At 71.0% G+C, this 21,929-nt stretch carries 19 protein-coding genes; 4 read left to right on the top strand and 15 right to left on the bottom strand.

Annotated elements, in window-relative coordinates:
* The first annotated feature begins 200 nt into the window (after positions 1 to 200).
* A complete protein-coding gene (locus tag VAB18032_RS02210; RefSeq protein ID WP_013731141.1) occupies positions 201 to 1,382 on the top strand; it encodes an AI-2E family transporter in 1,182 nt (393 codons plus the stop codon).
* Positions 1,383 to 1,465: 83 nt separating this feature from the next.
* Here the strand turns inward: VAB18032_RS02210 and VAB18032_RS02205 are convergent, their stop codons facing one another.
* Positions 1,466 to 2,134: a dienelactone hydrolase family protein gene (locus VAB18032_RS02205; protein ID WP_013731140.1), complete on the bottom strand. Its 669-nt coding sequence runs from the start codon at positions 2,132 to 2,134 to the stop codon at positions 1,466 to 1,468.
* Between the two features lie 167 nt (positions 2,135 to 2,301).
* On the opposite strand from VAB18032_RS02205, the gene VAB18032_RS32685 reads away from it, so the two are divergent.
* Positions 2,302 to 2,481 carry a hypothetical protein gene (locus tag VAB18032_RS32685; protein WP_013731139.1) on the top strand — a complete coding sequence of 60 codons (180 nt, stop codon included), beginning with the start codon at positions 2,302 to 2,304 and terminating at the stop codon, positions 2,479 to 2,481.
* A gap of 63 nt (positions 2,482 to 2,544) precedes the next feature.
* Here the strand turns inward: VAB18032_RS32685 and VAB18032_RS02195 are convergent, their stop codons facing one another.
* The 8 genes from VAB18032_RS02195 to VAB18032_RS02160 all read right to left on the bottom strand — a co-directional run bounded on the left by VAB18032_RS02195 (position 2,545) and on the right by VAB18032_RS02160 (position 14,536).
* A complete protein-coding gene (locus VAB18032_RS02195; RefSeq protein ID WP_013731138.1) occupies positions 2,545 to 4,923 on the bottom strand; it encodes a glycoside hydrolase family 65 protein in 2,379 nt (792 codons plus the stop codon).
* Entirely contained in the window at positions 4,920 to 5,672 is a 753-nt protein-coding gene (locus tag VAB18032_RS02190; RefSeq protein ID WP_013731137.1) for an HAD family hydrolase, read from the bottom strand. The genes VAB18032_RS02195 and VAB18032_RS02190 overlap by 4 nt, the downstream gene beginning before the upstream one ends.
* 70 nt (positions 5,673 to 5,742) lie before the next feature.
* Positions 5,743 to 7,044, bottom strand: a complete 1,302-nt coding sequence (locus VAB18032_RS02185) for an ABC transporter ATP-binding protein (RefSeq protein WP_013731136.1) — start codon at positions 7,042 to 7,044, stop codon at positions 5,743 to 5,745.
* Positions 7,045 to 7,191: 147 nt separating this feature from the next.
* Positions 7,192 to 9,381 carry a bifunctional glycosyltransferase/CDP-glycerol:glycerophosphate glycerophosphotransferase gene (locus VAB18032_RS02180; RefSeq protein WP_013731135.1) on the bottom strand — a complete coding sequence of 730 codons (2,190 nt, stop codon included), beginning with the start codon at positions 9,379 to 9,381 and terminating at the stop codon, positions 7,192 to 7,194.
* A gap of 14 nt (positions 9,382 to 9,395) precedes the next feature.
* Positions 9,396 to 11,390 carry a DUF5941 domain-containing protein gene (locus VAB18032_RS02175; RefSeq protein ID WP_013731134.1) on the bottom strand — a complete coding sequence of 665 codons (1,995 nt, stop codon included), beginning with the start codon at positions 11,388 to 11,390 and terminating at the stop codon, positions 9,396 to 9,398.
* A complete protein-coding gene (locus tag VAB18032_RS02170) occupies positions 11,387 to 12,133 on the bottom strand; it encodes an ABC transporter ATP-binding protein (protein WP_013731133.1) in 747 nt (248 codons plus the stop codon). Before VAB18032_RS02170 ends, VAB18032_RS02175 begins: the two co-directional genes overlap by 4 nt.
* Entirely contained in the window at positions 12,133 to 12,960 is an 828-nt protein-coding gene (locus tag VAB18032_RS02165; protein ID WP_043719464.1) for an ABC transporter permease, read from the bottom strand. Before VAB18032_RS02165 ends, VAB18032_RS02170 begins: the two co-directional genes overlap by 1 nt.
* A 58-nt stretch (positions 12,961 to 13,018) precedes the next feature.
* A complete protein-coding gene (locus VAB18032_RS02160) occupies positions 13,019 to 14,536 on the bottom strand; it encodes an L-serine ammonia-lyase (RefSeq protein WP_013731131.1) in 1,518 nt (505 codons plus the stop codon).
* A gap of 453 nt (positions 14,537 to 14,989) precedes the next feature.
* Between VAB18032_RS02160 and VAB18032_RS02155 the strand changes: the two genes are divergently transcribed.
* Positions 14,990 to 15,196 carry a PspC domain-containing protein gene (locus VAB18032_RS02155; protein ID WP_043719459.1) on the top strand — a complete coding sequence of 69 codons (207 nt, stop codon included), beginning with the start codon at positions 14,990 to 14,992 and terminating at the stop codon, positions 15,194 to 15,196.
* 164 nt (positions 15,197 to 15,360) lie between these two features.
* Here VAB18032_RS02155 and VAB18032_RS02150 read toward each other — a convergent pair whose 3' ends face one another.
* From VAB18032_RS02150 to pdxH, 6 genes are all read right to left on the bottom strand, one after another.
* A complete protein-coding gene (locus tag VAB18032_RS02150) occupies positions 15,361 to 16,104 on the bottom strand; it encodes a DUF4230 domain-containing protein (protein ID WP_013731129.1) in 744 nt (247 codons plus the stop codon).
* 145 nt (positions 16,105 to 16,249) lie between these two features.
* Positions 16,250 to 16,555 (bottom strand): type II toxin-antitoxin system VapB family antitoxin, encoded by a 306-nt coding sequence (locus VAB18032_RS02145; RefSeq protein WP_013731128.1) that lies wholly within the window; start codon positions 16,553 to 16,555, stop codon positions 16,250 to 16,252.
* 189 nt (positions 16,556 to 16,744) lie between these two features.
* A complete protein-coding gene (locus tag VAB18032_RS02140) occupies positions 16,745 to 17,347 on the bottom strand; it encodes a nitroreductase family protein (RefSeq protein ID WP_013731127.1) in 603 nt (200 codons plus the stop codon).
* Between the two features lie 60 nt (positions 17,348 to 17,407).
* Positions 17,408 to 18,334 (bottom strand): aldose 1-epimerase family protein, encoded by a 927-nt coding sequence (locus tag VAB18032_RS02135; RefSeq protein WP_013731126.1) that lies wholly within the window; start codon positions 18,332 to 18,334, stop codon positions 17,408 to 17,410.
* Between the two features lie 35 nt (positions 18,335 to 18,369).
* Entirely contained in the window at positions 18,370 to 19,668 is a 1,299-nt protein-coding gene (locus VAB18032_RS02130) for an MFS transporter (protein ID WP_013731125.1), read from the bottom strand.
* Positions 19,665 to 20,291 (bottom strand): pyridoxamine 5'-phosphate oxidase, encoded by a 627-nt coding sequence (gene pdxH, locus VAB18032_RS02125; RefSeq protein WP_013731124.1) that lies wholly within the window; start codon positions 20,289 to 20,291, stop codon positions 19,665 to 19,667. The genes VAB18032_RS02130 and pdxH overlap by 4 nt, the downstream gene beginning before the upstream one ends.
* 278 nt (positions 20,292 to 20,569) lie before the next feature.
* On the opposite strand from pdxH, the gene VAB18032_RS02120 reads away from it, so the two are divergent.
* Entirely contained in the window at positions 20,570 to 21,676 is a 1,107-nt protein-coding gene (locus VAB18032_RS02120) for a citrate synthase 2 (protein ID WP_013731123.1), read from the top strand.
* Positions 21,677 to 21,929 lie beyond the last annotated feature (253 nt).

Raw genomic sequence — 21,929 nt, 5'->3', positions numbered from 1 at the left:
CGAGGGACCGGGGCCGCGGGCCGGGTCCAACCGTCGAACCCGGCTGGCCCCGCTTGCCCGGCTGAAGGACGGCGGGCGGGACCGGGGGCCGGGGACGCCGGGTTGAGGGATCCGGGAGGGTCGGGGAACAGGGCGGAATGGGACGGGGGTGTTGGGGGGAGGGTGGGTGGGTAGGACCTCGCGGACGCGAGGAGGGCGACGTGGTCGCAGCGGGGGGTGCCGGGCGTGAGCCCGATGAGGCGGCGCACCGGGCGGTAGCGGCAGAAGCCGGGCCGCGGCAGACGTGGGCGGCCCTGCCCTGGCTGGTGCGCACCGCTGTGGTGTGGAGCGCCTGCCTGGTGGTGATCGCCGCTGGGCTCTACCTGTTGGCGCGGATCACCCTGCTGGTCACACCGCTGGCCATCGCGCTGGCCGCCACCTTCTTCCTTGCCGCGCTGCTCGACCCGGTGCAGCTCGCGCTCCGCCGGCTGAGACTGCCAGCCTCGCTGGCCGCGCTGCTCACCGTCCTGCTGCTGCTCGGCATCCTGGGTGGCCTCGGGGTGCTGGTGTGGAACCTGACCGCCAACCAGTTCAGCGAGCTGGGTGACGAACTGCAGCAGGGCCTCGGGCGCACCCGGGATTTCATCACCTCCACTCTGCCGGTGACCGATCAACAGCTCGACGGTCTGATCGACCAGCTACGCAAGACGGCCACCGAGCAGGAAGTCGACCCGGTCGCCAGTGCCCGCACCCTGACCGAGGTGTTCGGCTCCGCTCTGCTCGCCCTGGTGCTGCTGTTCTTCCTGATCAAGGACGGCCGGGCGATGTGGCACTGGACGTTGCGCCGGATGACCGGGCCGAACCGGGAGGTCGCCGCCGAGGCGGGGCGGGTCGGTTGGCGCACGCTCGGGTCGTACACCCGAGGCACCATGCTGATCGCGGCCATCGACGCCATCGGCATCGGCCTGGCACTGGTGCTTCTCGGCGTACCGTTGGCCTTTCCACTGGCCTTGATCACGTTCATCGGCGGGTTCGTGCCGATCATCGGGGCGACCGTGGCCGGCGCGGTCGCGGTGCTGGTGGCGCTGGCCGCCAACGGCCCCACCACGGCACTGCTCACCCTGGCTGCGGTCATCGCCGTGCAGCAGATCGAGGGGAACCTGCTGGAACCACTGGTGATGAAGCGACAGGTACGGCTGCACCCGGTAGTGATCCTGTTGGCGGTCACCGCCGGCACCCTCATCGCCGGCATCGCCGGTGCCTTTGTCGCGGTGCCGATCGCCGCCGTCGCCTGGCGGGTCATCGACAGCGTGCTGCGCCAACGACAGGCCGCCGCAGCACCCCGACCGGCACCTCCGGCACCGGAGGAACCTTCGGCCACCGCAGATCCCGCACCCGGCTGAGGTGCAGGCACTCCGGCCCGCCGCGCCGCCGTCAGGTGGGTGGGACCTGATGCCTGTCGACGACGGGCACGGGGGGCGCGCTGTCAGGCCGGGGTGAGCTGGGGGTGCAGGTGGTCGTGGAACCAGTCGGCCGCAGCCTCGGCTACCTGCTCCAGGGTGCCGGGCTCCTCGAAGAGGTGTGTCGCACCGGGGATCACCCGCAGGTCGGCCGGGGCCGTCAGTTGGTCCAGGGCGTGCCGGTTGAGGGAGATCACCGGCTCGTCGAGGCCGCCGACGAGCAGGAGGGTGGGGGCGCGCACCTGGCCGAGGGCGGTGCCGGCCAGGTCGGGGCGACCGCCTCGGGACACCACTGCGTACACCTGCTCGGGCCGTCGGGCTGCCGCGACGAGGGCGGCGGCGGCACCCGTACTGGCGCCGAAGATGCCGATCCGGGCCGTGTCGAAGGGCTGCTCCGAGACCAGCCAGTCCACGATCGCGGCCAGTCGGCGGGACAGCAGGTCGATGTCGAAGCGTAGTTCGGCGGTGACGGCGTCGGCCTCGGCCTCCGCCGGCGTGAGCAGGTCGACCAGTACGGTGCCGAGCCCGCCCGCACTCAGCGACCTGGCCACAGCGAGGTTGCGCGGACTGTGCCGCGAACTGCCGCTACCGTGCGCGAACAGCACCGCTCCCACCGGCTGGGCCGGGATCAGCAGGTCCGCCGGCAGATCGGCCCCACCGGCCGGGATCGTCACCGCGTTGCCCCGAACGTCCATCGTCATCCTCCCGATCACGGCCGACCCGATCCCCCCGGCATACCCCGCCCGCCGGTCACCACGCCGACGCTCGCGAGCGTTTGCCGGGGGTCGGGTCGGGTAGCCGTCGCGGGACCGCAGACGGACCGGTGCCATCGGGTACCGGCGACCAGATCGCGAGGACCGTCATGCCGCATCATCACCGTGAGCCCGTCGACCAGGCCGCCGAACGTGAGCGGCAGAAGCAGGATGCCCCGCGTGGTCGGGACTGGGCGGACGAGGCTGCCCAGGCACGGTCGGCCGACGACCCTCGGGCCCGAACACCCCACGACCCCACCGGACGCCCTTCGCAGGGCGAACCGATCTGACCGGCCGCACCGCCGGCCCTCCGCTCAGGGCACGCGCTCAGGGCACGGGCCCAGAGCAGGGGCTCAAGGCAGGTGCTCGGGCAGGCGGAGCAGCGGGGCCCGGCCGGGGGGCTGCTCCACCGGGGGCAGGTTCTCCGGCGGCGGGGGAATCGGCAGGGTCACCGGCTCCGCGGCGGTGACCTGCACCGATTCGCCGTGGTGGCGTACCTCCATGGTGGCGTCCGGGTCGGTGTGGTGGTGCAGGACGTACGTCGTCTCGTGCGGTCGTACGGTCACCCGCAGCCGGATTCCCTTGCACTGGAGCGAGAACGCCAACCGGCCGATCCGGCTGGGCAGGCGCGGGGCGAACGAGGGTACGCCGTCGTGATCCCGTAGCCCACCGAAGCCGGCGACCAACGCGATCCACGCGCCGGCCAGCGACGCCATGTGCACGCCGTCACGGGTGTTCTCGTTCAGGTCGTGCAGGTCCATCAGCGCTGCCTCGCGCAGATAACTGTGCGCCAACTCCAGGTAGCCGACCTCGGCCGACAGCACCGACTGGGTGCAGGCCGACAGCGACGAATCCCGGACGGTACGGCGCTCGTAGTAAAGGAAGTTGCGCAGCTTCTCCTCGTCGGTGAACGCGTCACCCCGCCAGTGCATGGCCAGCACCAGGTCGGCCTGCTTGACCACCTGCTTGCGGTACAGGTCGAAGTACGGGTAGTGCAGCAGCAACGGGTACTTGTCCTGCGGGGTGTGCGCGAAGTCCCACTCCTGCAACCGGGTGAAACCCTCGACCTGCTGGTGCACGTCGATCTCGTCGTCGTACGGGATGTGCATGGCCGCCGCGGCGTCCCGCCATGCGGCGGCCTCCTCGTCGGTGACCCCGAGGTGGAAGGCCTCGTCGCGGTAGCGCATCGCCACCTCCGCGGCGGCGCGCAGGTTCCGCTGCGCCATCAGGTTGGTGTAGATGTTGTCGTTCTTGACCGCCGTGTACTCGTCGGGGCCGGTCACCCCGTCGATGTGGAACTGGCCGTTGCGGTCGTGGTGCCCGAGGGAACGCCACAACCGGGCGGTCTCCACCAGCAGGGTCAACCCGATCTCACGTTCCAACTGCTGGTCGCCGCTGATCAGCACGTAGCGCCGCAGCGCGTCGGCGATGCCGGCCGCGACGTGGAAGGCAGCCGTGCCGGCCGGCCAGTAGCCCGACGACTCGGGACCTTCGATGGTCCGCCAGGGAAAGGCCGCCCCGGCCAGGTTGAGTGTGCGGGCCCGCTCGTGCGCCTGTTCCAGGGTCGAGAATCGCCAGTACAGCGCGTCGCGTACCGCCGCCGGATGGGTGTACGTCAGCACCGGCAGCACGAACATCTCGGTGTCCCAGAACGCGTGCCCGTCGTACCCCGGGCCGGTGAGACCCTTGGCGGCGATGGGCCGGCGTTCCGCGCGGGCGCCGGCCTGGAGCACGTGGAACAGCCCGAACCGGACGGCCTGCTGCACCTCCGGGTCGCCGTCGATCTCCACGTCGGCGGCGTCCCAGAACTCGTCCAGGTACTCCCGCTGCTCACGGACCAGCCCGCCCCAGCCGTCGAGTTTCGCGGCGGCCAGGGCGGCACCCACCTGGTCGCGCAGGGCGGGCAGCGAGCGCCGACTGGACCAGCCGTAGGTCAGGTACTTCACCACACTCAGCCGCTGGCCCGGCTCCAGTACGCAGCCGACGGTGGTCCGCACCCAGTCCTCGTACCCCTCGGACTCGATGGTGGTGCGCGACGCCGAGTCGACCTCGTGCCCCATCGCCGCAGCGACCCGTAGCCCGGAGACCTTGGTGCGGTGGAGCAGCAGCCCGCCGTCGGAGGTGGTCAGTTCCTCCTCGGCCTGCAGGGGCGACTCCAGCACGGCGGCGACCCGGGGGTCGCGGCTCTGCGGCGGCAGGGCCTCGTTGGCCACCAGCTCCGACTGGATGATCAACCGCAGCGGCCGGTCGTCGGCGACCTCCACCTCGTAGCGGATGGCGGCCACCGAGCGCTGCCGGAAGGAGACCAGTCGGGTGCTGTGCACCCGCACCTCCCGGCCGGCCGGCGAGCGCCAGTGCAGGGTCCGGTGCAGGGTGCCGGCCCGCAGGTCGAGGACCCGTTCGTGGGCGAGCAGTTCGCCGTAGCGCACGTCCAGCGGCTCGTCGTCGACCAGCAGCCGGATCAGCTTGCCGTTTGTCACATTGACGATGGTCTGGCCGGACTCGGGAAAACCGAAACCCGCTTCCGCGTACGGCAGGGGACGCAGCTCGTAGAACGAGTTGAGGTACGTGCCGGGCAGCCCGTGTGGCTCGCCCTCGTCCAGGTTGCCGCGCAGCCCGACGTGCCCGTTGGAGAGCGCGAAGACCGACTCGGACTGGGCGAGCACGTCCACGTCGAGCTGGGTTTCCCGGACGTGCCACGGCTCGACCGGGTACGCCCGCTCCCGGATCACTCGGGCCGTCCGGCTTCGAGCAGTTCGGCCAGGTCGGTGACGACCACGTCGGCGCCGTGGGCGCGCAGCGCGTCGGCCTGCCCGGCCCGGTCGACCCCGATGACGTACCCGAAGCCGCCGGCCCGCCCGGCCTCGACTCCGGCGAGCGCGTCCTCGAAGACCGCCGCCTGCTCCGGCTGGACGCCGAGCAGCTTCGCTCCGGCGAGGAAGGTGTCCGGATGCGGTTTGCCGCGCAACCCCTCGGCCCGTGCGGTCAGCCCGTCCACCCGCTCCTCCAACAGGGGTTCGATCCCGGCGGCGGCGATCACCTCCCGGCCGTTGGCGCTGGCCGTGACGACCGCGCGACGCAGCCCGGCTGCGGCCACCGCCTTCAGGTACGCCACCGAGCCGGGGTAGACGTCGACGCCGACGCTGCGGATCCGCTCCAGCACCTGGGCGTTCTTCTGGTTACCCAGGCCGTGCACGGTCTGCGCGCCCGGCGGATCCTCGGCGGTCCCCTCGGGCAGCGTGATGTCCCTCGATGCGAGAAAGGTGCGGACGCCGTCGAGCCGGGGTCGCCCGTCCACGTAGCGGTGGTAGTCCGCGCCCGGATCGAAGGGCTGGTACGGCGTACCGCCGGCATCCGCGTGTCGGCGGAGGAAGTCGTCGAACGTCTCGGTCCACGCGGCGTTGTGCACCCGGGCGGTCTGCGTGAGCACACCGTCCAGGTCGAAGAGACACGCGGTCACGTGATCCGGCAGGCCGAGCACCGCACCAATCTATCCACGGTCACCGCCCGGCAAACGTACTTCGCCCAACCCGGCGTGCCGGATCGGGGCCTCAGCGCCAGCCGACGTCGATGCGGTCGCCGCGTTCGTCGAAGAAGTGCAGGGCGTCCATGCGTACCTTGATGGCCAGCGGGTGACCGGCGGAGACGGCGGGGTACGGCGCGAGTCGGACCGCCAGTTCGGCGGGTCGGCGGTGATGCCGGCCGGGGTCGGCCAGGACGCTGGCCTGGCTGCCGCTGTTTCGGTTCGCCTGCGGCTCTGCGGCCCGGCCGGTGAACCGCTGCATCACCTGACCGAAGCGGCGCAGGCCGCGCTGGCCGAGTGGGGTGTCGCTGTCCGGTGCCGCACCGACCTCGTCCACCACGATCGCGGTGGCGCCGATGTCGAGGAAGGCCAACGACTCGTGCCCGTGGTGTTCCAGATAGCGGATCCGGCCCTGCAGAACGTCGCCCGGTGCGTCCGGGGCGACCGGGGTGAGCGCCTCGGCCCGCATCCCGACCACGATCCGCTCACCGTGGTAGTGCGCCACCGCACGGCTGCGGATGTCGTCCCACGGCAGGTAGAGCGCCTGCTCGCCGAGGGTGAGGGTGACGTACCGGTCGAGGTGGACGTAGACCGACGCCTCCAGCAGGTTCATCCGCGGGCTGCCCAGGAAGGCGGCGACGTAGAGGGTGGCCGGCCGGCCGTACACCTGCGTCGGGGTGCCCACGTCCTGCAGGACGCCCTTGCGCATGATGGCGACCCGGTCGGCCATGGTCAGCGCCTCGGCCTGGTCGTGCGTCACGTAGATGGTGGTGACCCCCAGCTCGCGGGTCAGGCCGGAGATCTCGGCCCGCAACTCCGCTCGCAGCCCGCTGTCGAGATTGGACAGCGGTTCGTCCATCAGGAACAGCTTCGGACGGCGCACGATGGCCCGACCCATCGCGACCCGCTGCCGCTGCCCGCCGGAGAGTTGGCTCGGGCGTCGTGCCAGCACGTCACCGATGCCGAGGGCGCTGGCCACGTCGGTGACCCGCTCGCCACGCGGGGCCGGCTCGACGCCGGCCAGCTTGAGTGGGAAGGCGATGTTGTCACCGACGCTCATGTGCGGGTAGAGCGCGAAGTCCTGGAAGACCATCGCGATCCCGCGCTCCCGGGGCGGCAGGTCGTTGGCCACTTCCCCGTCGAGCATCACCGCCCCCGAGGTCGGCTCCTCCAACCCGGCGACCATGCGCAGCACCGTCGACTTGCCACAGCCGGACGGCCCGAGCAGCACCATGAACTCGCCGTCGTTGACGTCGAGATTGATGCTGTCCACCGCGACCGTGCCGTCTCGGAAGACCTTCGTGACATCCTTGAGCGCGACGGTGCTCACCGTCTCCCCCCCACCTCGTCTGCCGAACCCGGCAATGACTGTGACCAGGATCATGCCGGTCGCACATCGGGTAAACGTGTCATGTTCCGGTCGTGACAGACGTATTACGTTCCATCGAGTGGCGACTATCGGCTGAATTCTCCGGACTCAGCCGGAGATGTCACCCAGAAAAACCCGACGAACCACCCGCTGCGCGGCCTGCCCGTCCTCCAACGCACAGAATCTCTCCCGAAACCGCGCCCGGGTGTGGTCGGCCGCGACGGAGTCGGACAGCCCTGCGCGCAACACGTCCAGCAACTCCGGGAAGGTGCGTGCCACCGGGCCGGGCGGCTCGGCGAGCAGGTCGAAGTAGACCCCACGGGTCAGCCGGTACGCGTCCCAGTCCGGCGCGTAGATGACGATCGGCCGGTCCAGCACCGCGTAGTCGAACATCGCCGAAGAATAGTCGGTGACCAGCACGTCGGCCGCCAGATAAAGCTCCTCGACCTGGGGGTGGGCGCTGACGTCGATGATGCGGTCCCGGCCCGCCGGCGGCCACGCTCGGCGGTCACGGTCGTGGAAGTAGTGGCTGCGCATCAGCAGCAGTCCGGACGGGCCGATCGCGTCGAGCACCCGTTCCGGGTCGAACGGCGGCCGATAGCCGGGCAGGTGCTCCCGGTGCGTCGGGGCGTACAGCACGACCTGCTCGCCCAGGCCCGCGCCGAGTTCCGCACGCAGCCGCAGCACCTCCTGGGTGGTCGCGGTGACCAACCGGTCGTTGCGCGGGTAACCCACCTCCAATGTGGTGTACGCGGCCGGATAGGCCCGCTCCCACATCTGGGTGGAGAAGCTGTTCGCGGTGATGCTGTAGTCCCAGCGGTCCACCCGGCGCAGCAGGCCGGTGAAGTCCATCCCCTCCGCGCCCAACGGATAGCGCTGCTGGTCCAGGCCCATCACCTTGACCGGCGTGCCGTGGTGCGTCTGTACGTGCACCGAACCTGGCCGTTTGCGCACCGAGTCCGGGAAGTTGACGTTGTTGATCAGCCACTTCGCCCGGGCCAGCACCCGGTGGTACGCGGGTGTGCCGGCCACCACGTACTCGATGCCCTCGGGCAACGTGTGCACCCGGTCCCGCCGGACGATCCACACACCTCGGATCTCCGGCGCCGCCTGTCGGGCCGCCTCGTAGATCGCCGCCGGGTTGCACGCGTAGCCGCGGTACCAGTAGGCCGCATAGACGGCCAGGTTCTCGTCCAACGGGCGACGCAGTTCGGCGCGGTGGTAGCCGTACAGCGCGACGTCCCGAGCGGCCCGTACGGTGGCCTTGGCCGGCGGCACCACCCGGCGCCTGACCCGCCCGGCGGCCCGACGGGCCTTCTCCCCCGTCCGGCTGGTGGCGCGCAACGCCGAGTACGTCCGCCACTGCCCGGCCGCCACCAGCCGGTGCTTGAGCCCCTCCACCCCGGCGGGAATCCGGTGGCCGCCCGGCGGCCGGAAGCGGGCGTGGTCGATCGTCACCCGGGCGAAGAAGGTCGGCCGCAGTTCCGCCGGGATCCGGTCCTCGTTGCCGAGCACCGTCAGGTAGTGCCACATCATCCGCTCGAACAGCGCCGCCCGCAGTTGCCCGGCGTCGAACCGGTCGGCCTCCCGGAACACCCGGTGCCACTGCTCGAAGACCTCGAAATGCCGCTCACCCTGGGTCTTCGTGATCGCCCCTGCCCGCCGCTGCCGGTAGTTCACACAGACCGTGTCGAGCACGCCGACCCGGTCGGCGGCCAGCAGCACCGGATAGCTGAACGAGACGTCCTCGTACCAACCGGGGGCGAAGCGCAGTCCGACCTCGGCCAGGAACTGCCGCCGGACCAGCCGGTTCCAGGCGGTGTGCAGCAGTTCCAGGGTCTCCGGTCGGTCCCGCAGCCGGAAGGTGACCGGCCCGGTCGGCTCCGGGAACACCTCGGCCATCGCGCTGCCGGTGACCGTGTCGTCCCAGTGCGCGCGGACGTGGTCGACAAGCAGCACGTCGGGTCGGGTGGTGTGCAGCCGCTCGGCCACCTCGACCAGGCAGTCGGGCACCAGCCAGTCGTCTCCGTCGACGAACCAGACGTACTCGCCGACGGCCCGGTCCAGCCCGGCGTTGCGGGCCGGGCCGAGCCCGAGGTTGCGGTCCAGCCGGACGGCGCGTACCCGGCCGTCGCGGGCCGCGTACTCGTCGAGGATGTCGCCGCTGGCGTCGGGCGAGCAGTCGTCGACGCCGATCACCTCGATGTCGGTGACCGGCTGAGCGAGGATCGAGTCCAGGCATTCCCGCAGGTAGCCCTGGACGCGGTAGGCCGGGACGACGAAGCTGATGAGCGTCATCGTCCCGGCCTCCGTCAGATTGTCGTGCTCCTCCCGGCACCCGCCGGCACCCGTGCCGGCCGGACGAACCAGGCCAGCACCACACTTGCCACGAAGAGCACCAACAGGTAGATACCGAGTGTAGCCAGACCAATACTCGCAATTCCGGCTATCGCCGCCACCGCCAGCAGCACCGACCGCCCCTCCCAACCGAGGGTCGCCGCGTGCAGCGGCGGTGCCGGTTGCCGCTTCTCCAGCCGGGCCACCAGGTCGTAGTGGTGCAGGGTCAGCACGAAGACGTACCCGAAGATCAGCCAGGCGGGCGCCTGACCGATCACCCCGACAGCGATGGCGAACAGGTACTCCGCGGCCCGCAGCGCCGCCGGCACCAGCCAGTCCAGCGGCCCGTTGTGCGCCGCACCGGCACCGCCGGCCGCGAGCAGCAACCCCACCAACGCGAGCAGCACGGTCCATCTCGGGTACGCCTCGCCGTAGCGCCAGGTGGCCAGCAGCACGAGAATCGTCGGCAACACGGCCAGCAGCGCCAGCACCAACGGTCCCGGCCGGCGGGCCACCGGGAACCGGGCGGCCAACGGGCCGTCATCGCGGTGCAGGGTGGCGTCGAGCGTGTCCAGCACCGGCACCCACATCCACCGGGCCCGCAGCGTACGCAGCGCCCCGGTGTACGCCAACGCCAGCACACCCCAGGCCAGTACGGCCAGCAGCGCGATCCGCTGGTTGAACAGTGCCGCGGCCACCGCGATCAGCGCCCACCGTTCCCCGATCGGGAAGACCACCGTGCGCTTGAGCCAGTACGACAGCGAACCGGTGTCGGCCTGCACCTTCGTGGACGCGGCGTTGAGCCGGTCACCGATGCCACCACCGCCGGTGCCGACCGCCTTCGGCCGGCGCGCCGCCTCGTCGTGCAGTACGCCGTACCACGCGTCGGTCATGTGCCGTACGGTCTGCAAGGTCATCGCGGCGATCGCCAGGGCCCACCCGTACCGGACCCCGGCCGCCGTGGCGCCCCAGCCGAGGCCGGCGTAGACCACGTACTCCTTGGCCCGGTCGGCCATGGTGTCCAGCCAGCCACCCCAGGCGCTGAAGTTGCGGGTGTAGCGGGCCAACTGGCCGTCCACGCAGTCCAGCACGAACCCGAGGTAGAGCAGCACCCCACCGGTGACCAGGGCGAGCCGGCCGCCGCTGGCGAACAACGCCGCCGCGGCCACCGCGAAGGCCACCGACAGCATCGTCACCCCGGTCGGGCTCAACCCCAACCGGGCCGCCGCCTTGGTGACGTACGGGGACCAGGTGCTGACGAAGTACGTGGTGAAGAAGTCGTCCTTCTCCTTGACCGACAGCCGCAACTCGGCCCGGTCCTCGTCCACCTCGGCGACCGCGGCCCGCGCCTCGGACAGCCCGCTCTCGTCGTCGACCCGATGCGCCACCAGCAGGCGTACCCGCTGGGCGAAGACCAGCACACCCTGGGCGGTGAGCCCGGTGAAGAGCTGGTCCACGGCGGGCCCCGGCGGCTCGACGCGCGGACCACCGTCCCCGTGACCGGCGGCCACGTCGGCCAGCCGACCGGTGGCCGCGGCCCGGGCCGCGGCCACCAGCGCCGGCAGGTCGTCCCGACCGACCCGCACCGCGCCACCGAAGATGCCGGTGGCCTCGCCGTCGAGCCGGTGCGCCGGCCCCGCGTCGACCACCTGGCCGCGCTCCTCGCGGACCGTCGTGCGACCACCGGCGGGCGGGTCGGTGAGCACCAACGCCACCGTCGGCCCGACCGGGCTGGTCACCAGATGCCGCAGTACGGCGGTGTGCGCGACCAGGTCGGCACCGCTGACCACCACCGGACCGGTCGACCCGCCGACCAGGTCGGCCAACTCGTCCAGGTCGGCCGCGAACCGCACGTCGGTGACGCCGGCCGCCCGCCACTGCGCGGCCAGCCGATCGACAAGCGCCGTACCATCGCCCGCCGGCAGGCTCGCGGCCGGCGAACCGGCGGCGAGCACGATCGCGAGCGTCACCGGGGAACCGCGTCGTGGTACGCGGCCAGCGCTTCGGCGATCGTGCCGTCCACGCTCAGCCGGCCCGCGTCGAGGAAGAGTCCTCGACGGCAGAACCGGGTCAGGTCCTTTTCGTTGTGTGACACCAGCACCAGAGTGCGCCCCTCCCCGAGCAGACGATCGATTGTCGTGTAGCACTTCGCGCGGAACTCGGCGTCCCCGACCGCCGTCACCTCGTCCATCAGCAGGATCGGGTGCGGCAGGTGGGAGATGATGGCGAAACCCAGCCGGACCTTCATTCCGGACGAGTAGTGCCGCACCGACGTGTCGATGGCCCGTTCCACCTGCTCACCGGCGAACGAGACGATCTCGTCGAAGTGCCGTTTCAGGTAGCCCGACGACAGCCCATGCAGCCCGCCCACCAGGTACAGGTTCTCCCGCCCGGTGAGGTCGTTGGAGAAGCCGGCGGAGAGTTCCAGCAGCGGCGCGACGTCGCCGGAAACCCTGATCCGCCCCTCGTCGGGAATGAGCACCCCGGCGATCAGCCGCAGCAGGGTGCTCTTGCCGGTGCCGTTGCGACCGATCACGCCGACGGTCTCGCCGGGCGCGATCGAGAAGGTCAGGTCGCGCAGCGGCCAGAACTGGCCGTCGCTGGCGCTGCGCCGCCCCCGGTGGATGAGCAGCTCCCGCAGCCGCAGCTGCCGCCGACGGTTGCGGACGAACCGGATGCCGAGACCCTCCGCCTCGATGATCGATTCGCCCATCAGAGTTCCTTGAGCACGGCGGGTTCGAGCCGGCGGAACGACCACCAGCCGGCGACGAGCAGCAGCAGACTGATGCCGACGGTGGTGGCCAGCATCCGGGCCGACGGGAACTCGTCCGGGTACCACACCGAGTGGTGCAGCTGGAAGATGCCGACCAGCGGGTTGAGCTCGTAGCCCAGCTTGAGCCAGCCGGGCAGGCCGGAGCCCTGGACCAGGCTCAGCGGATAGATGATCGGGCTGGCGTAGAACAGCACCCGGATGACCAGCCGCATGAACCGCTCCACGTCGCGCATCAGCACGTTCCACGCGGACAGCAGCAGCGCCACCCCGATCAGCAGGGTGGCCTGCACCAGCACCGCCAGCGGCAGGGCCAGCAGCGACCAGCCTGGATGGATCTTGCCGTCGGCGGCGTACCAGATCGCGATGCCGGCCAGGATCGGCAGGCCGGCGGCGTACTCGGCGAACCGACCGACCACCCGGCCGATCGGAAACACCTGCCGGGGCACGTTCATCGTGGTGATCAGCCGGGACTGGCCGGTCAACGCGTTGGTCGCCTCGCTCAACGCCGAGCTGGTCCACATCCAGGCGAAGATCCCGGTGATCAAGAACAGCGGGTACGACCCGGCCGCCTCGCCCAGGTGTCGGTTGGTGTCCCGGGAGTAGAGCACGCCGAAGACGAACCAGTAGATCGCGCCCATTCCCAAGGGCTCGATCAACGACCAGAAGTAGCCAAGCACCGACTGCTGGTACTTGACCGCGAGATCACGCCGGACCAGGATGCGCAGGGAGTTGCGGTGCGACCACAACGCCCCCACGCCAGAGGTCACCGTCGTTCTCCCGCCTACTGAACGGACGACAGGTTAGCAGTCGGTGAACTTCGTCCGTTCAGCACTCGATCACGTTTACCGCGAGACCGCCGCGCGCCGTCTCCTTGTACTTGACCTTCATGTCGGCGCCGGTCTCCCGCATGGTCTTGATGACCTTGTCGAGCGATACGGCGTGCACCCCGTCACCGCGCAGGGCCAGCCGGGCGGCGGTGATCGCCTTGATGCTAGCCACCGCATTACGTTCGATGCACGGTATCTGCACCAGGCCGCCCACCGGGTCGCAGGTCAACCCGAGATTGTGTTCCATGCCGATCTCCGCGGCGTTCTCCACCTGCGCCGGCGTACCGCCCAACGCCTCGGCCAACCCGGCGGCGGCCATCGAGCAGGCCGAGCCGACCTCGCCCTGGCAGCCCACCTCCGCGCCGGAGATCGAGGCATTCTCCTTGAACAACACCCCGATCGCGCCGGCCGCGAGCAGGAACCGCACCACCCCGTCGGCGCTGGCCCCCGGCACGAACCGCGTGTAGTAGTGCAGCACCGCCGGAATGATCCCCGCCGCGCCGTTGGTCGGCGCGGTCACCACCCGCCCACCAGCCGCGTTCTCCTCGTTGACCGCCAAGGCGAACAGGGTCACCCAGTCCATCACGTGCAGCGGGTCCACCGCCCGCGCTGCCGCCCCCGCCTGCGGGTTGGCGGGACGCTCGGCGACTGGGCGCTCGGTGGCTGGTTGCGCGGCGGATTGGTGCGGGGTGCCCGGGTGCGGGTTCGCTGCGTCCGCGGCGGCTTGGTGCGGGGTGGCTGGGTGCGGGGTGGCGGCGTCTGCTTCCAGGCTGCGGCGTAGTTCGGCGGCGCGGCGGCGGACCTTCAACCCGCCCGGCAGCGTGCCGTCGCGGGTGCAGCCGCGCTCGACGCATTCCTGCATCACCCGCCAGATGTCCAACAGCCCGGCCCGCACATCCGCCTCGGACCGCCAGGACAACTCGTTGGCGAGCATCACCTCGCTGATGGACAGCCCGGTCGAGGCGGTCACGTCGAGCAGTTGCGCTCCGGTGACGAAAGGATGGCGAACCTCGGTGCTGTCCGGCTTGATCCGGTCGGCCCCCGCCGCCGCCTCGTCGACGACGAACCCACCACCAACCGAGTAGTAGGTGCGCGTCCTGACCTCGGCCCCGCTGCCGTCGTACGCCGAAAAGATCATCCCGTTCGGGTGATACGGCAGCGACCGGCGACGATGCAGCAGCAGATCCCGGTCCGGGTCAAAGTCGATCTCGTGCGTGCCGAGCAGCGCCAGCCGCCGCCGCGACCGAATCTCCGTCACCCGAGCATCGACGGTGTCGGTGTCCACCGTCTCGGGCACCTCACCGGCCAGGCCGAGCAGCACCGCACGGTCGCTGCCGTGGCCGTGCCCGGTGGCACCGAGCGACCCGAACAACTCGGCCCGTACCCGACTCACCTCGCTGAGCCGACCATCGCCCTTGAGCCCGTGAACGAACGTACGCGCCGCCCGCATCGGCCCCACCGTGTGCGAGCTGGACGGCCCGATGCCCACACTGAACAGGTCGAACACGCTGATCATGCCCACACCCCTCGCCCTGCGCCGGGATCACCGGTCAACAGACGATGAAGATCGCCACCGCCCCGTCACCAGGGCCGGCCACCAGCGCCCCGATAAGGACGCCCACCCCACCGACCCTAACCCCCACCCCACCCCCACACCCCACGCGCAGCAGGCGGGGCGACCTACGGTGCACCTTTCCCCATCGATCTTGCACTTACGGTCGCCGATTGCACCCGCTACACCCCTTATGCCCCGACCAAAACTCCATGATCGACGAGCAGGGGCGGGCGGGGGCAGGGGCGGGCGGGGAGCGGGGGCGGGGTGGGTAGGGGTGGGGATAGGGAGGAGGGCGCGGGTATGTACCTACGGGTGGGCTGGGGAAGGTTCGTTCTCGGGACGGAGGGCGGGGGCAGGTCCTGGCCCTAGCGTTGACGCCAAGAGCGGCGGATCGCCGCAGAGGGGACTACCACGATGAGTCGCAAGCTTGTACGGCCCCGGCAGGGGCGCATGTTCGCCGGTGTCTGCGCCGGCCTGGCCCAGCGTTTCGGCATGTCGGCCGGGATGGTCCGGCTGCTGTTCCTGCTGTCGCTGCTGCTGCCCGGCACCCAGGTGATCATCTACCTGGCACTGTGGATCATCATGCCCAACGAGGACCGCTACCTCGCAACCGCCCGCTGACCTCCCCCACGCCGGGCTCTCGCCCCCCTGGGCGCCCCCACGCGGGGCACCCCGCACGCGAGGCGCCAGGCAACTTCGGGGAAAGTGCTGCCAAACGGGGGCCGGAGGCAGCAACTTCCCCGAAGTTGCCCCACCGCCGGATGGGTCGGGCGGTGGGGCAGCGGTCAGGGGGCTACGTAGGTGACGGTGACGTGCTCGAAGCCGAGGGAAGCGAGCAGGCCGACCAGCATCTTGCGGGTGTTCTCCTCTGCCCGGGCAATTAACCCGCTGTCCCGTGCCGCAGCGGTGATCCGGTCCTCGGCGAGCTGGTAGACCTGCTGCTGCCGGTTCGGGTCACCGCCGATCAGGTCACCGACCCGGTTGAGCAGGCCCCGCTCCTCCGCGAAGACGTAGCTCTTGTCCAGGTCGAGGTTGGTCTCGGCGAGCTGCGGGGCCGGCAGCTTGATCTCGACGGACTTGCCGTCGGCCGACTGCACGATCGCCCCCTCGGTGAGGGTGCCGAAGTCGACGTACGCCTCGACGCTGCCTGATCCGACGAAGAGCGTGCGCTGGTTGAGCAGCCAGTCCGGCACGTTCCGGCGGTCGTTCTGCAGGTCGACGACGACCTGGAAGTTGCCCTCGGCGGCCACGTAACGGCTGAGATCCTGCATCGACTCCAGCAGCGCCGGCTGACTGCGGTCGGTCTGCTCCTTGCTGAAGGGATTGCGGAACTCGGGCAGGATCCCGGTGGTCTGCACGCCGAGCAGCACCACCACGGCGAGTGCGGCCGCGCCGAGCACCCAGAGCAGGGCCCGTGCGGCACCGCCGCCCGATGGCGGCGGGGGCGGAACATCGGACCGGTCGTCCGGGTGCAGGTCAGTGTCGGGGAACCTGCTGGTGGGCTCGTTGATGTCGCCGTCGCGTGCCATCGCCCTCACCGTCCTTGTCAGACGCGTTGTCTGTGATGACGGTAAGCCCCCTGTACGACAGCCGCTCGCCGAGTCACCCGATCGCGTGTCTGCGCAGGTCAGACCGCATGAACGTCTACTTGCCCGACGCTATGGGACCGACCGGTCACTCCACCGACTCGGCCAGCACGAACACCCGGGCGTGGATCTGGTTGCGCTGCTGCAACGCGGCGCGCAGCGCGCGGTGCAGGCCGTCCTCCAGGTAGAGACCACCGTTCCACTGCACCACGTGCGGGAACAGGTCACCGTAGAAGGTCGAGTCCTCGGCGAGGAGCTTGTCCAGCGCCAACTCGCGCTTGGTGGTGATGAGCTGGTCGAGGCGCAGCGGGCGGGGCGGGATCTCGGCCCATTGCTTGAGTGTCAGGTTGTGTTCCGGGTAGGGCCGCCCGTCCCGGACCGCTCTGAAGATCACGACGGCACGCTCCCCTCCCCCTGCCCGGGTCGTACCACGACGCCGACGCGGGTCGCGGCACGGTGCCGCGCCCCGCGGCACCGATGTCGGTGCCAGCGTAGCGGCCCCCCGCACCTCACGTTCTGCTCCCTGGTGCCAGTTTCGCTACCGGTAGTCCGGTTCTCAACAGGACGAAACCACCCGTTCGGGTCAGCTCCACCGTCCTCGGCGGACCACTTCGTCCACCGGACGACGCCCTCGACGCAGTGAGGGTGACCGATGGTCGGGTGCGCGATAACCGACAGTGACAGCCCCGATCGGGTGGTACTCCTCCGGCACACCGAACGCCTCCCGGTAGGGCTCCAGCCGCTGCGGCGGAATCCCGAAGAAGCAGGAACCCAGTCCCTCGTCGACCGCCGTCAGCATCATCAGCAGAGCGGCGAAACCGGTGTCGATGTACCAGTACGGCACGGGCCAACGGTCCGTCGAGCGGTCCGCCCAGCCCTTGTCCGCTTCGGCGTACCGGTCGAGGTAGACCGAGCGGTTGGCGTGCGGCACCACGATCAGCGGAGCGCGGCGCATCCCGGCCAGCCACCGGCCCGTACCGCCGCCTTCCGGGGTGGTGGCTGCCCAGAACCGCTCCCGGTCCGCCGGTTCCTCCAGCACCAGGAACCCCCAGCCCTGGGAGAACCCGGCGGACGGGGCCCGCACCGCGTGGTCCAGTAACCGTTCCACGACTTCCGGCGGGACCGGGCGGTCCGGGTCGTAGTTACGCACCATCCGGCGTCGCCGGACGACGTCCGCGAACTCCACCTGTCTCTCCTCGATGCTGGGCCGGGGTGGCCGACGCCGGAACGGCCGGCCGACGTCCGTTCAGACTCCGGGCCGGATTCCCCAGGCACCCCGCCAGGTCTCGCCGGGTGCCAGGACGATCAGATCCCGACCGGACCGGAACGCGTCCGGCGGGCAGGTCATCGGCTCCACCGCCACCGACCGCCGGAACCGCTCACCGGTCAGTGTGTCGCCCGTGTAGACCTGCCACCAGCCGAACTGGGCGTCCGCCCAGATGCTCAGCCCGCTGGACCCGTCCGGGCCGCGCAGCGTCACCGCCGAACCGTCGTCGTCGCGGGTCACTTCCCCGAAGGCGAGATCCAGCACCGCATCGCCGATGCGCCGCGGCTCGGTGTAGTCGTACTCGGTGCCGGCCACCGGGGTCACGCCGACCGGCAGCAACCGCCCGTCCACCAGCATCCGGCTCCGCCCGGGCACCTGCAACGCGATCTCCTCCACCGGTACGCCGGGCAGGCGCAGGTACGGATGCACCGAGAAGCCGAACGGCACCGGCTCGACCCCGATGTTGGTCACCTCGTGCTCGCCGCGCAGCCCGTCGGCCCCGACGCTCCAGCGGGTACGCAGACGCAGCGGCCACGGGTATCCCGGCTGCGGCGGCAGGTCGAAGCCGATCGTGACCTCGTCCGGCCGCTGCTCGATCAGGTGCCAGGACGACCAGTTGACCAGGCCGTGGAGGGCGGTGTTCCGCTCCGGCTCGGTGATGTTGAGCTGCAACGACCGCCCGTCGAAGGTGTAGACCCCGTCCCGGATCCGGTTGGGCCAGGGCGCGAGCACCTGACCGGCCGAACCGGGGCAGATCTCGTCGGTGGCGTACCCGTCGACGTACTCGACGCCGTCCTGGCGGTAGGTGCGCAGCCCGCCACCCACCTCGACGATGACCGCCTCGTGACCGGCGGCGGCAATGGTCCACTGTGCCCCGGAGAGGGGACGCGGCTCAGGGCTATCCATGTCGCCAGACCCTAGCTTCCAGGTCGGCTCTGCGCTCACTGCGGTCGGCGGTCACCGGTCTGGATCGCCGCCCGGTAGCGGGTCAGCGCCGGGAACGCCACGGCGAGCAGCACCGCCAACACCGCCGCCGCCAGACCACCGCCCACCCAGGCCACGCCGCTGCCGAAACCGGCCGCCATGGCTCCCGCCCGCAGGTCACCCAGGCGCGGGCCGCCGGCCACCACGACGGTGTTGACCCCTTGCAGCCGTCCACGCATCCGGTCCGGGGCGTACACGATCAGCATCGACTGCCGTACCACCGAACTGACCAGGTCGGCCGCGCCGGCCAGCACCAGCAGCGCGACGACCAGCCAGAGTTGGCGGGCCAGCCCGGCCAACGCCACCGCGACACCCCAGCCGACGACCGCCAGCACCAGCACCAGCCCCTGCCGGCGGACCCGGCCGATCCAGCCGGACAGCAGGCCGGCGAGCAGCGACCCGATGGCGATCGAGCTGTACAGCCAGCCCACCGCCGCGCCGCCACCGAACCGCTCGGTCGCCACCTCGGGAAAGAGCGCCCGGGGAAAGGCGAACACCATCGCGATCAGGTCGATCGCGAAGGAGAGCAGCAGCACCGGTGCGCCGGCCAGGTAACGGACGCCGTCGACGATGCTGCGCAGCCCGGCCTGCCGGGGACCGCCGTCCGGGTCCGGTTCGGGTGGCATCGCGGGCAGTCGCAGCGCCGCCCAGACCAGCGCGACCAGCAGCGTGGCATCCAGGCCGTACGCGACGGGCAGCGCGATCCCGAGCTCGAAGACGGCGAGGATCAGACCCGCGGCCAGCGGGCCGAGCACCGAGGTGGCCATCGCCGTGGTGAAGTTCAGCGTGGTGGCGGCGGGTACCAGCTCGACCGGTACCAGCCGGCCGACCAGCGCGGCGCGGGCCGGACTGGCGATCGCGAACGACACCGAACTCAACGCCACAAGCGCCAGCAGCAGCATCGGACTGCCGACATCCAGCAGGGCCTGCGCCAGCAACCCCAGGACGGACACCCAGAGCAGCACCGAGCCACCCAGCAGCACCCGACGCCGGTCGAGGGCGTCGGCCACCGCGCCGCCCCACAACCCGAAGACCAGCAACGGTACGAAGGCAGCCACGCCGAGCAGCCCGACCCAGAGCGAGTCCTCGGTCAACGCGTACATCTCCACCGGTACGGCGACCGCGGTGAACTGGAACCCGAACATCGCGATGGCGTTGCCGACCCACAGCCGCCGGTACGCCGGCACCCGCAGTGGGCGCAGGTCGATCGCCCAGCGGCGCTGCTCACGCTGCCGGGAGGTGTCTTTCGAGGTCACGGGGCCAGCCGCTCCACGACCCAGTCGCTGTCGGTACGGCGGAACCGCAGCCGGTCGTGCAGCCGGCTGGCCCGCCCCTGCCAGAACTCCACCGAGTCGGGGCGTACCCGCAGGCCACCCCAGTGCTCCGGGGCGGGGATCGGCGCCACCTCGGCGAAGCGCTGCGCCGCCGCCCGGTAGGAGTCGTCGAGCGCGGCCCGGTCCGGCAGCACCGACGACTGGGTGCTGGCCCACGCGCCGAGCTGCGAGCCGCGCGGCCGGCTGGCGAAGTACTCCTCGGTCGTGGCCCGGTCGATCCGCTCCACCGACCCGGTCACGATCACCTGCCGCTGCATCGGAAACCAGGGAAACACCAGGCTGGCGTACGCGTTGACAGCCACCTCGGCGCCCTTGCGGGACCGGTAGTTGGTGAAGAAGACGAAGCCCTGCTGGTCGTACCCCTTCAGCAGCACGGTGCGGGCGCTCGGCCGACCGGTGGCGTCGGCGGTGCCCACCACCATGGCGTTCGGCTCCGGCAGCCCGGCGGCCACCGCCTCGGCGAACCAGCGATCGAACTGGGTGCACCAGTCACCGGCCAGGTCGGCTTCGAGCAGCCCCGATCCGGCGTCGTACTCGTGGCGCATGCCCGATGGCGGTGGTGTGTCCCCCGTCACGTGTCCTCCCCTGTCCGTCCGGCGGATCCGCCCCCGACCAGCCCGTACGGTCAAGTCTCGCCGAACCGACGACGGGCGGCTCATCCGGGGATGTCGTGTGCAGCACATCGACAGTGGGTCGCACACCCGGTTACCAGCAGGCAAGATGTCACGAACACATCCGGAGAGGGTCGCCTAGGGCGCTCACCCGGCCGGGGCCGGGCACCGAGCCTGGGCGGGCGCACCGACCACACACCAGGAGTAGTGAGATGGCCGATTTCAAACCCGGACTCGAAGGCGTCGTAGCGTTCGAAACCCAGATCGCCGAACCTGACCGTGAGGGCGGCGCGCTGCGCTATCGCGGGGTCGACATCGAGGATCTGATCGGCCAGGTCTCCTTCGGCAACGTCTGGGCCCTGCTGGTCGACGGCCGGTTCGGGCCCGGCCTGCCGCCGGCCGAGCCGTTCCCGGTGCCGGTGCACTCCGGCGACATCCGGGTCGACGTGCAGTCCGCCGTGGCGATGCTCGCCCCGTACTGGGGTCTGCAGCAGATGCTCGACATCTCCGACGAGCAGGCCCGCGAGGACCTCGCCCGGGTTTCGGTCACCGCGCTGTCCTTCGTCGCCCAGTCCGCTCGGGGTCTCGGCCTGCCCGCAGTGCCGCAGAAGGAGATCGACAAGGCCTCGACGGTGGTCGAGCGCTTCATGAAGCGGTGGCGTGGCGAGCCCGACCCCCGCCACGTCAAGGCCGTCGACGCGTACTTCATCTCGGCCGCCGAGCACGGCCTGAACGCCTCCACCTTCACCGCCCGGATCGTCGCCTCCACCGGCGCGGACGCCGCCGCCTGCATCTCCTCGGGCATCGGCGCGCTCTCCGGCCCGTTGCACGGCGGCGCGCCGTCGCGGGTGCTCAGCATGCTGGAGGCGGTCGAGCGCAGCGGCGACGCCGAGAGCTACGTCAAGGGCGTCCTCGACCGGGGCGAGCGGCTGATGGGCTTCGGCCACCGGGTGTACCGGGCCGAGGACCCGCGCGCCCGGGTGCTGCGCCGTACCGCCAAGGATCTGGGTGCCCCCCGGTTCGAGGTCGCCGAGGCGCTGGAGAAGGCGGCGCTGACCGAGTTGCAGGCCCGCCGGCCGGACCGGGTACTCGCCACGAACGTCGAGTTCTGGTCCGCGGTCGTCCTCGACTTCGCCGAGGTACCGGCCCACATGTTCACCTCCATGTTCACCTGCGCCCGGATGGGCGGTTGGAGCGCGCACATCCTGGAGCAGAAGAAGCTCCAGCGCCTGGTCCGCCCCTCCGCCCGCTACGTCGGGCCGGGCCCACGCAAGCCGCACGAGGTCGACGGCTGGGACGCCGTCCCCCACGGCGTCTGAGGTGTAAGGAAGGGCCCCTTCTTAACGTTTCCGGTAGAGGAGGGGCCCCCTCTTAACACCCCGTTCCCGGCTTGTGGCGCCGCAGCGGCCGTCCGGGTCGTGGGCGGGCGGATCGTCGGCGTACGCCCGTGGCCGACACCGATGTGGGCCAGGCCACGGGCTGTGGCGGACGACTCACGGTTCGGGGTGAGACGAGCGCCCGGACGGGTACCGGCGGGTGCGAGGATGAAGGCGGCAGTGCCGCCGGAGGGTG

This window comes from Micromonospora maris AB-18-032, from assembly GCF_000204155.1.
GTDB lineage: Bacteria > Actinomycetota > Actinomycetes > Mycobacteriales > Micromonosporaceae > Micromonospora > Micromonospora gifhornensis.
The sequence above is the reverse complement of the archived record's forward strand: the minus strand, read 5'-3'. Positions and strand labels throughout refer to the sequence as shown.

Bases quoted from the DNA above. Each gene is read 5' to 3' on its own strand.
- VAB18032_RS02135 (WP_013731126.1), bottom strand. From the start codon at position 18,334: ATGGATAGCCCTGAGCCGCGTCCCCTCTCCGGGGCACAGTGGACCATT.
- pdxH (WP_013731124.1), bottom strand. From the start codon at position 20,291: ATGCGCCACGAGTACGACGCCGGATCGGGGCTGCTCGAAGCCGACCTG.
- VAB18032_RS02155 (WP_043719459.1), top strand. From the start codon at position 14,990: ATGAGTCGCAAGCTTGTACGGCCCCGGCAGGGGCGCATGTTCGCCGGT.
- VAB18032_RS32685 (WP_013731139.1), top strand. From the start codon at position 2,302: ATGCCGCATCATCACCGTGAGCCCGTCGACCAGGCCGCCGAACGTGAG.
- VAB18032_RS02120 (WP_013731123.1), top strand. From the start codon at position 20,570: ATGGCCGATTTCAAACCCGGACTCGAAGGCGTCGTAGCGTTCGAAACC.
- VAB18032_RS02160 (WP_013731131.1), bottom strand. From the start codon at position 14,536: ATGATCAGCGTGTTCGACCTGTTCAGTGTGGGCATCGGGCCGTCCAGC.
- VAB18032_RS02170 (WP_013731133.1), bottom strand. From the start codon at position 12,133: ATGGGCGAATCGATCATCGAGGCGGAGGGTCTCGGCATCCGGTTCGTC.
- VAB18032_RS02150 (WP_013731129.1), bottom strand. From the start codon at position 16,104: ATGGCACGCGACGGCGACATCAACGAGCCCACCAGCAGGTTCCCCGAC.
- VAB18032_RS02180 (WP_013731135.1), bottom strand. From the start codon at position 9,381: ATGACGCTCATCAGCTTCGTCGTCCCGGCCTACCGCGTCCAGGGCTAC.
- VAB18032_RS02205 (WP_013731140.1), bottom strand. From the start codon at position 2,134: ATGGACGTTCGGGGCAACGCGGTGACGATCCCGGCCGGTGGGGCCGAT.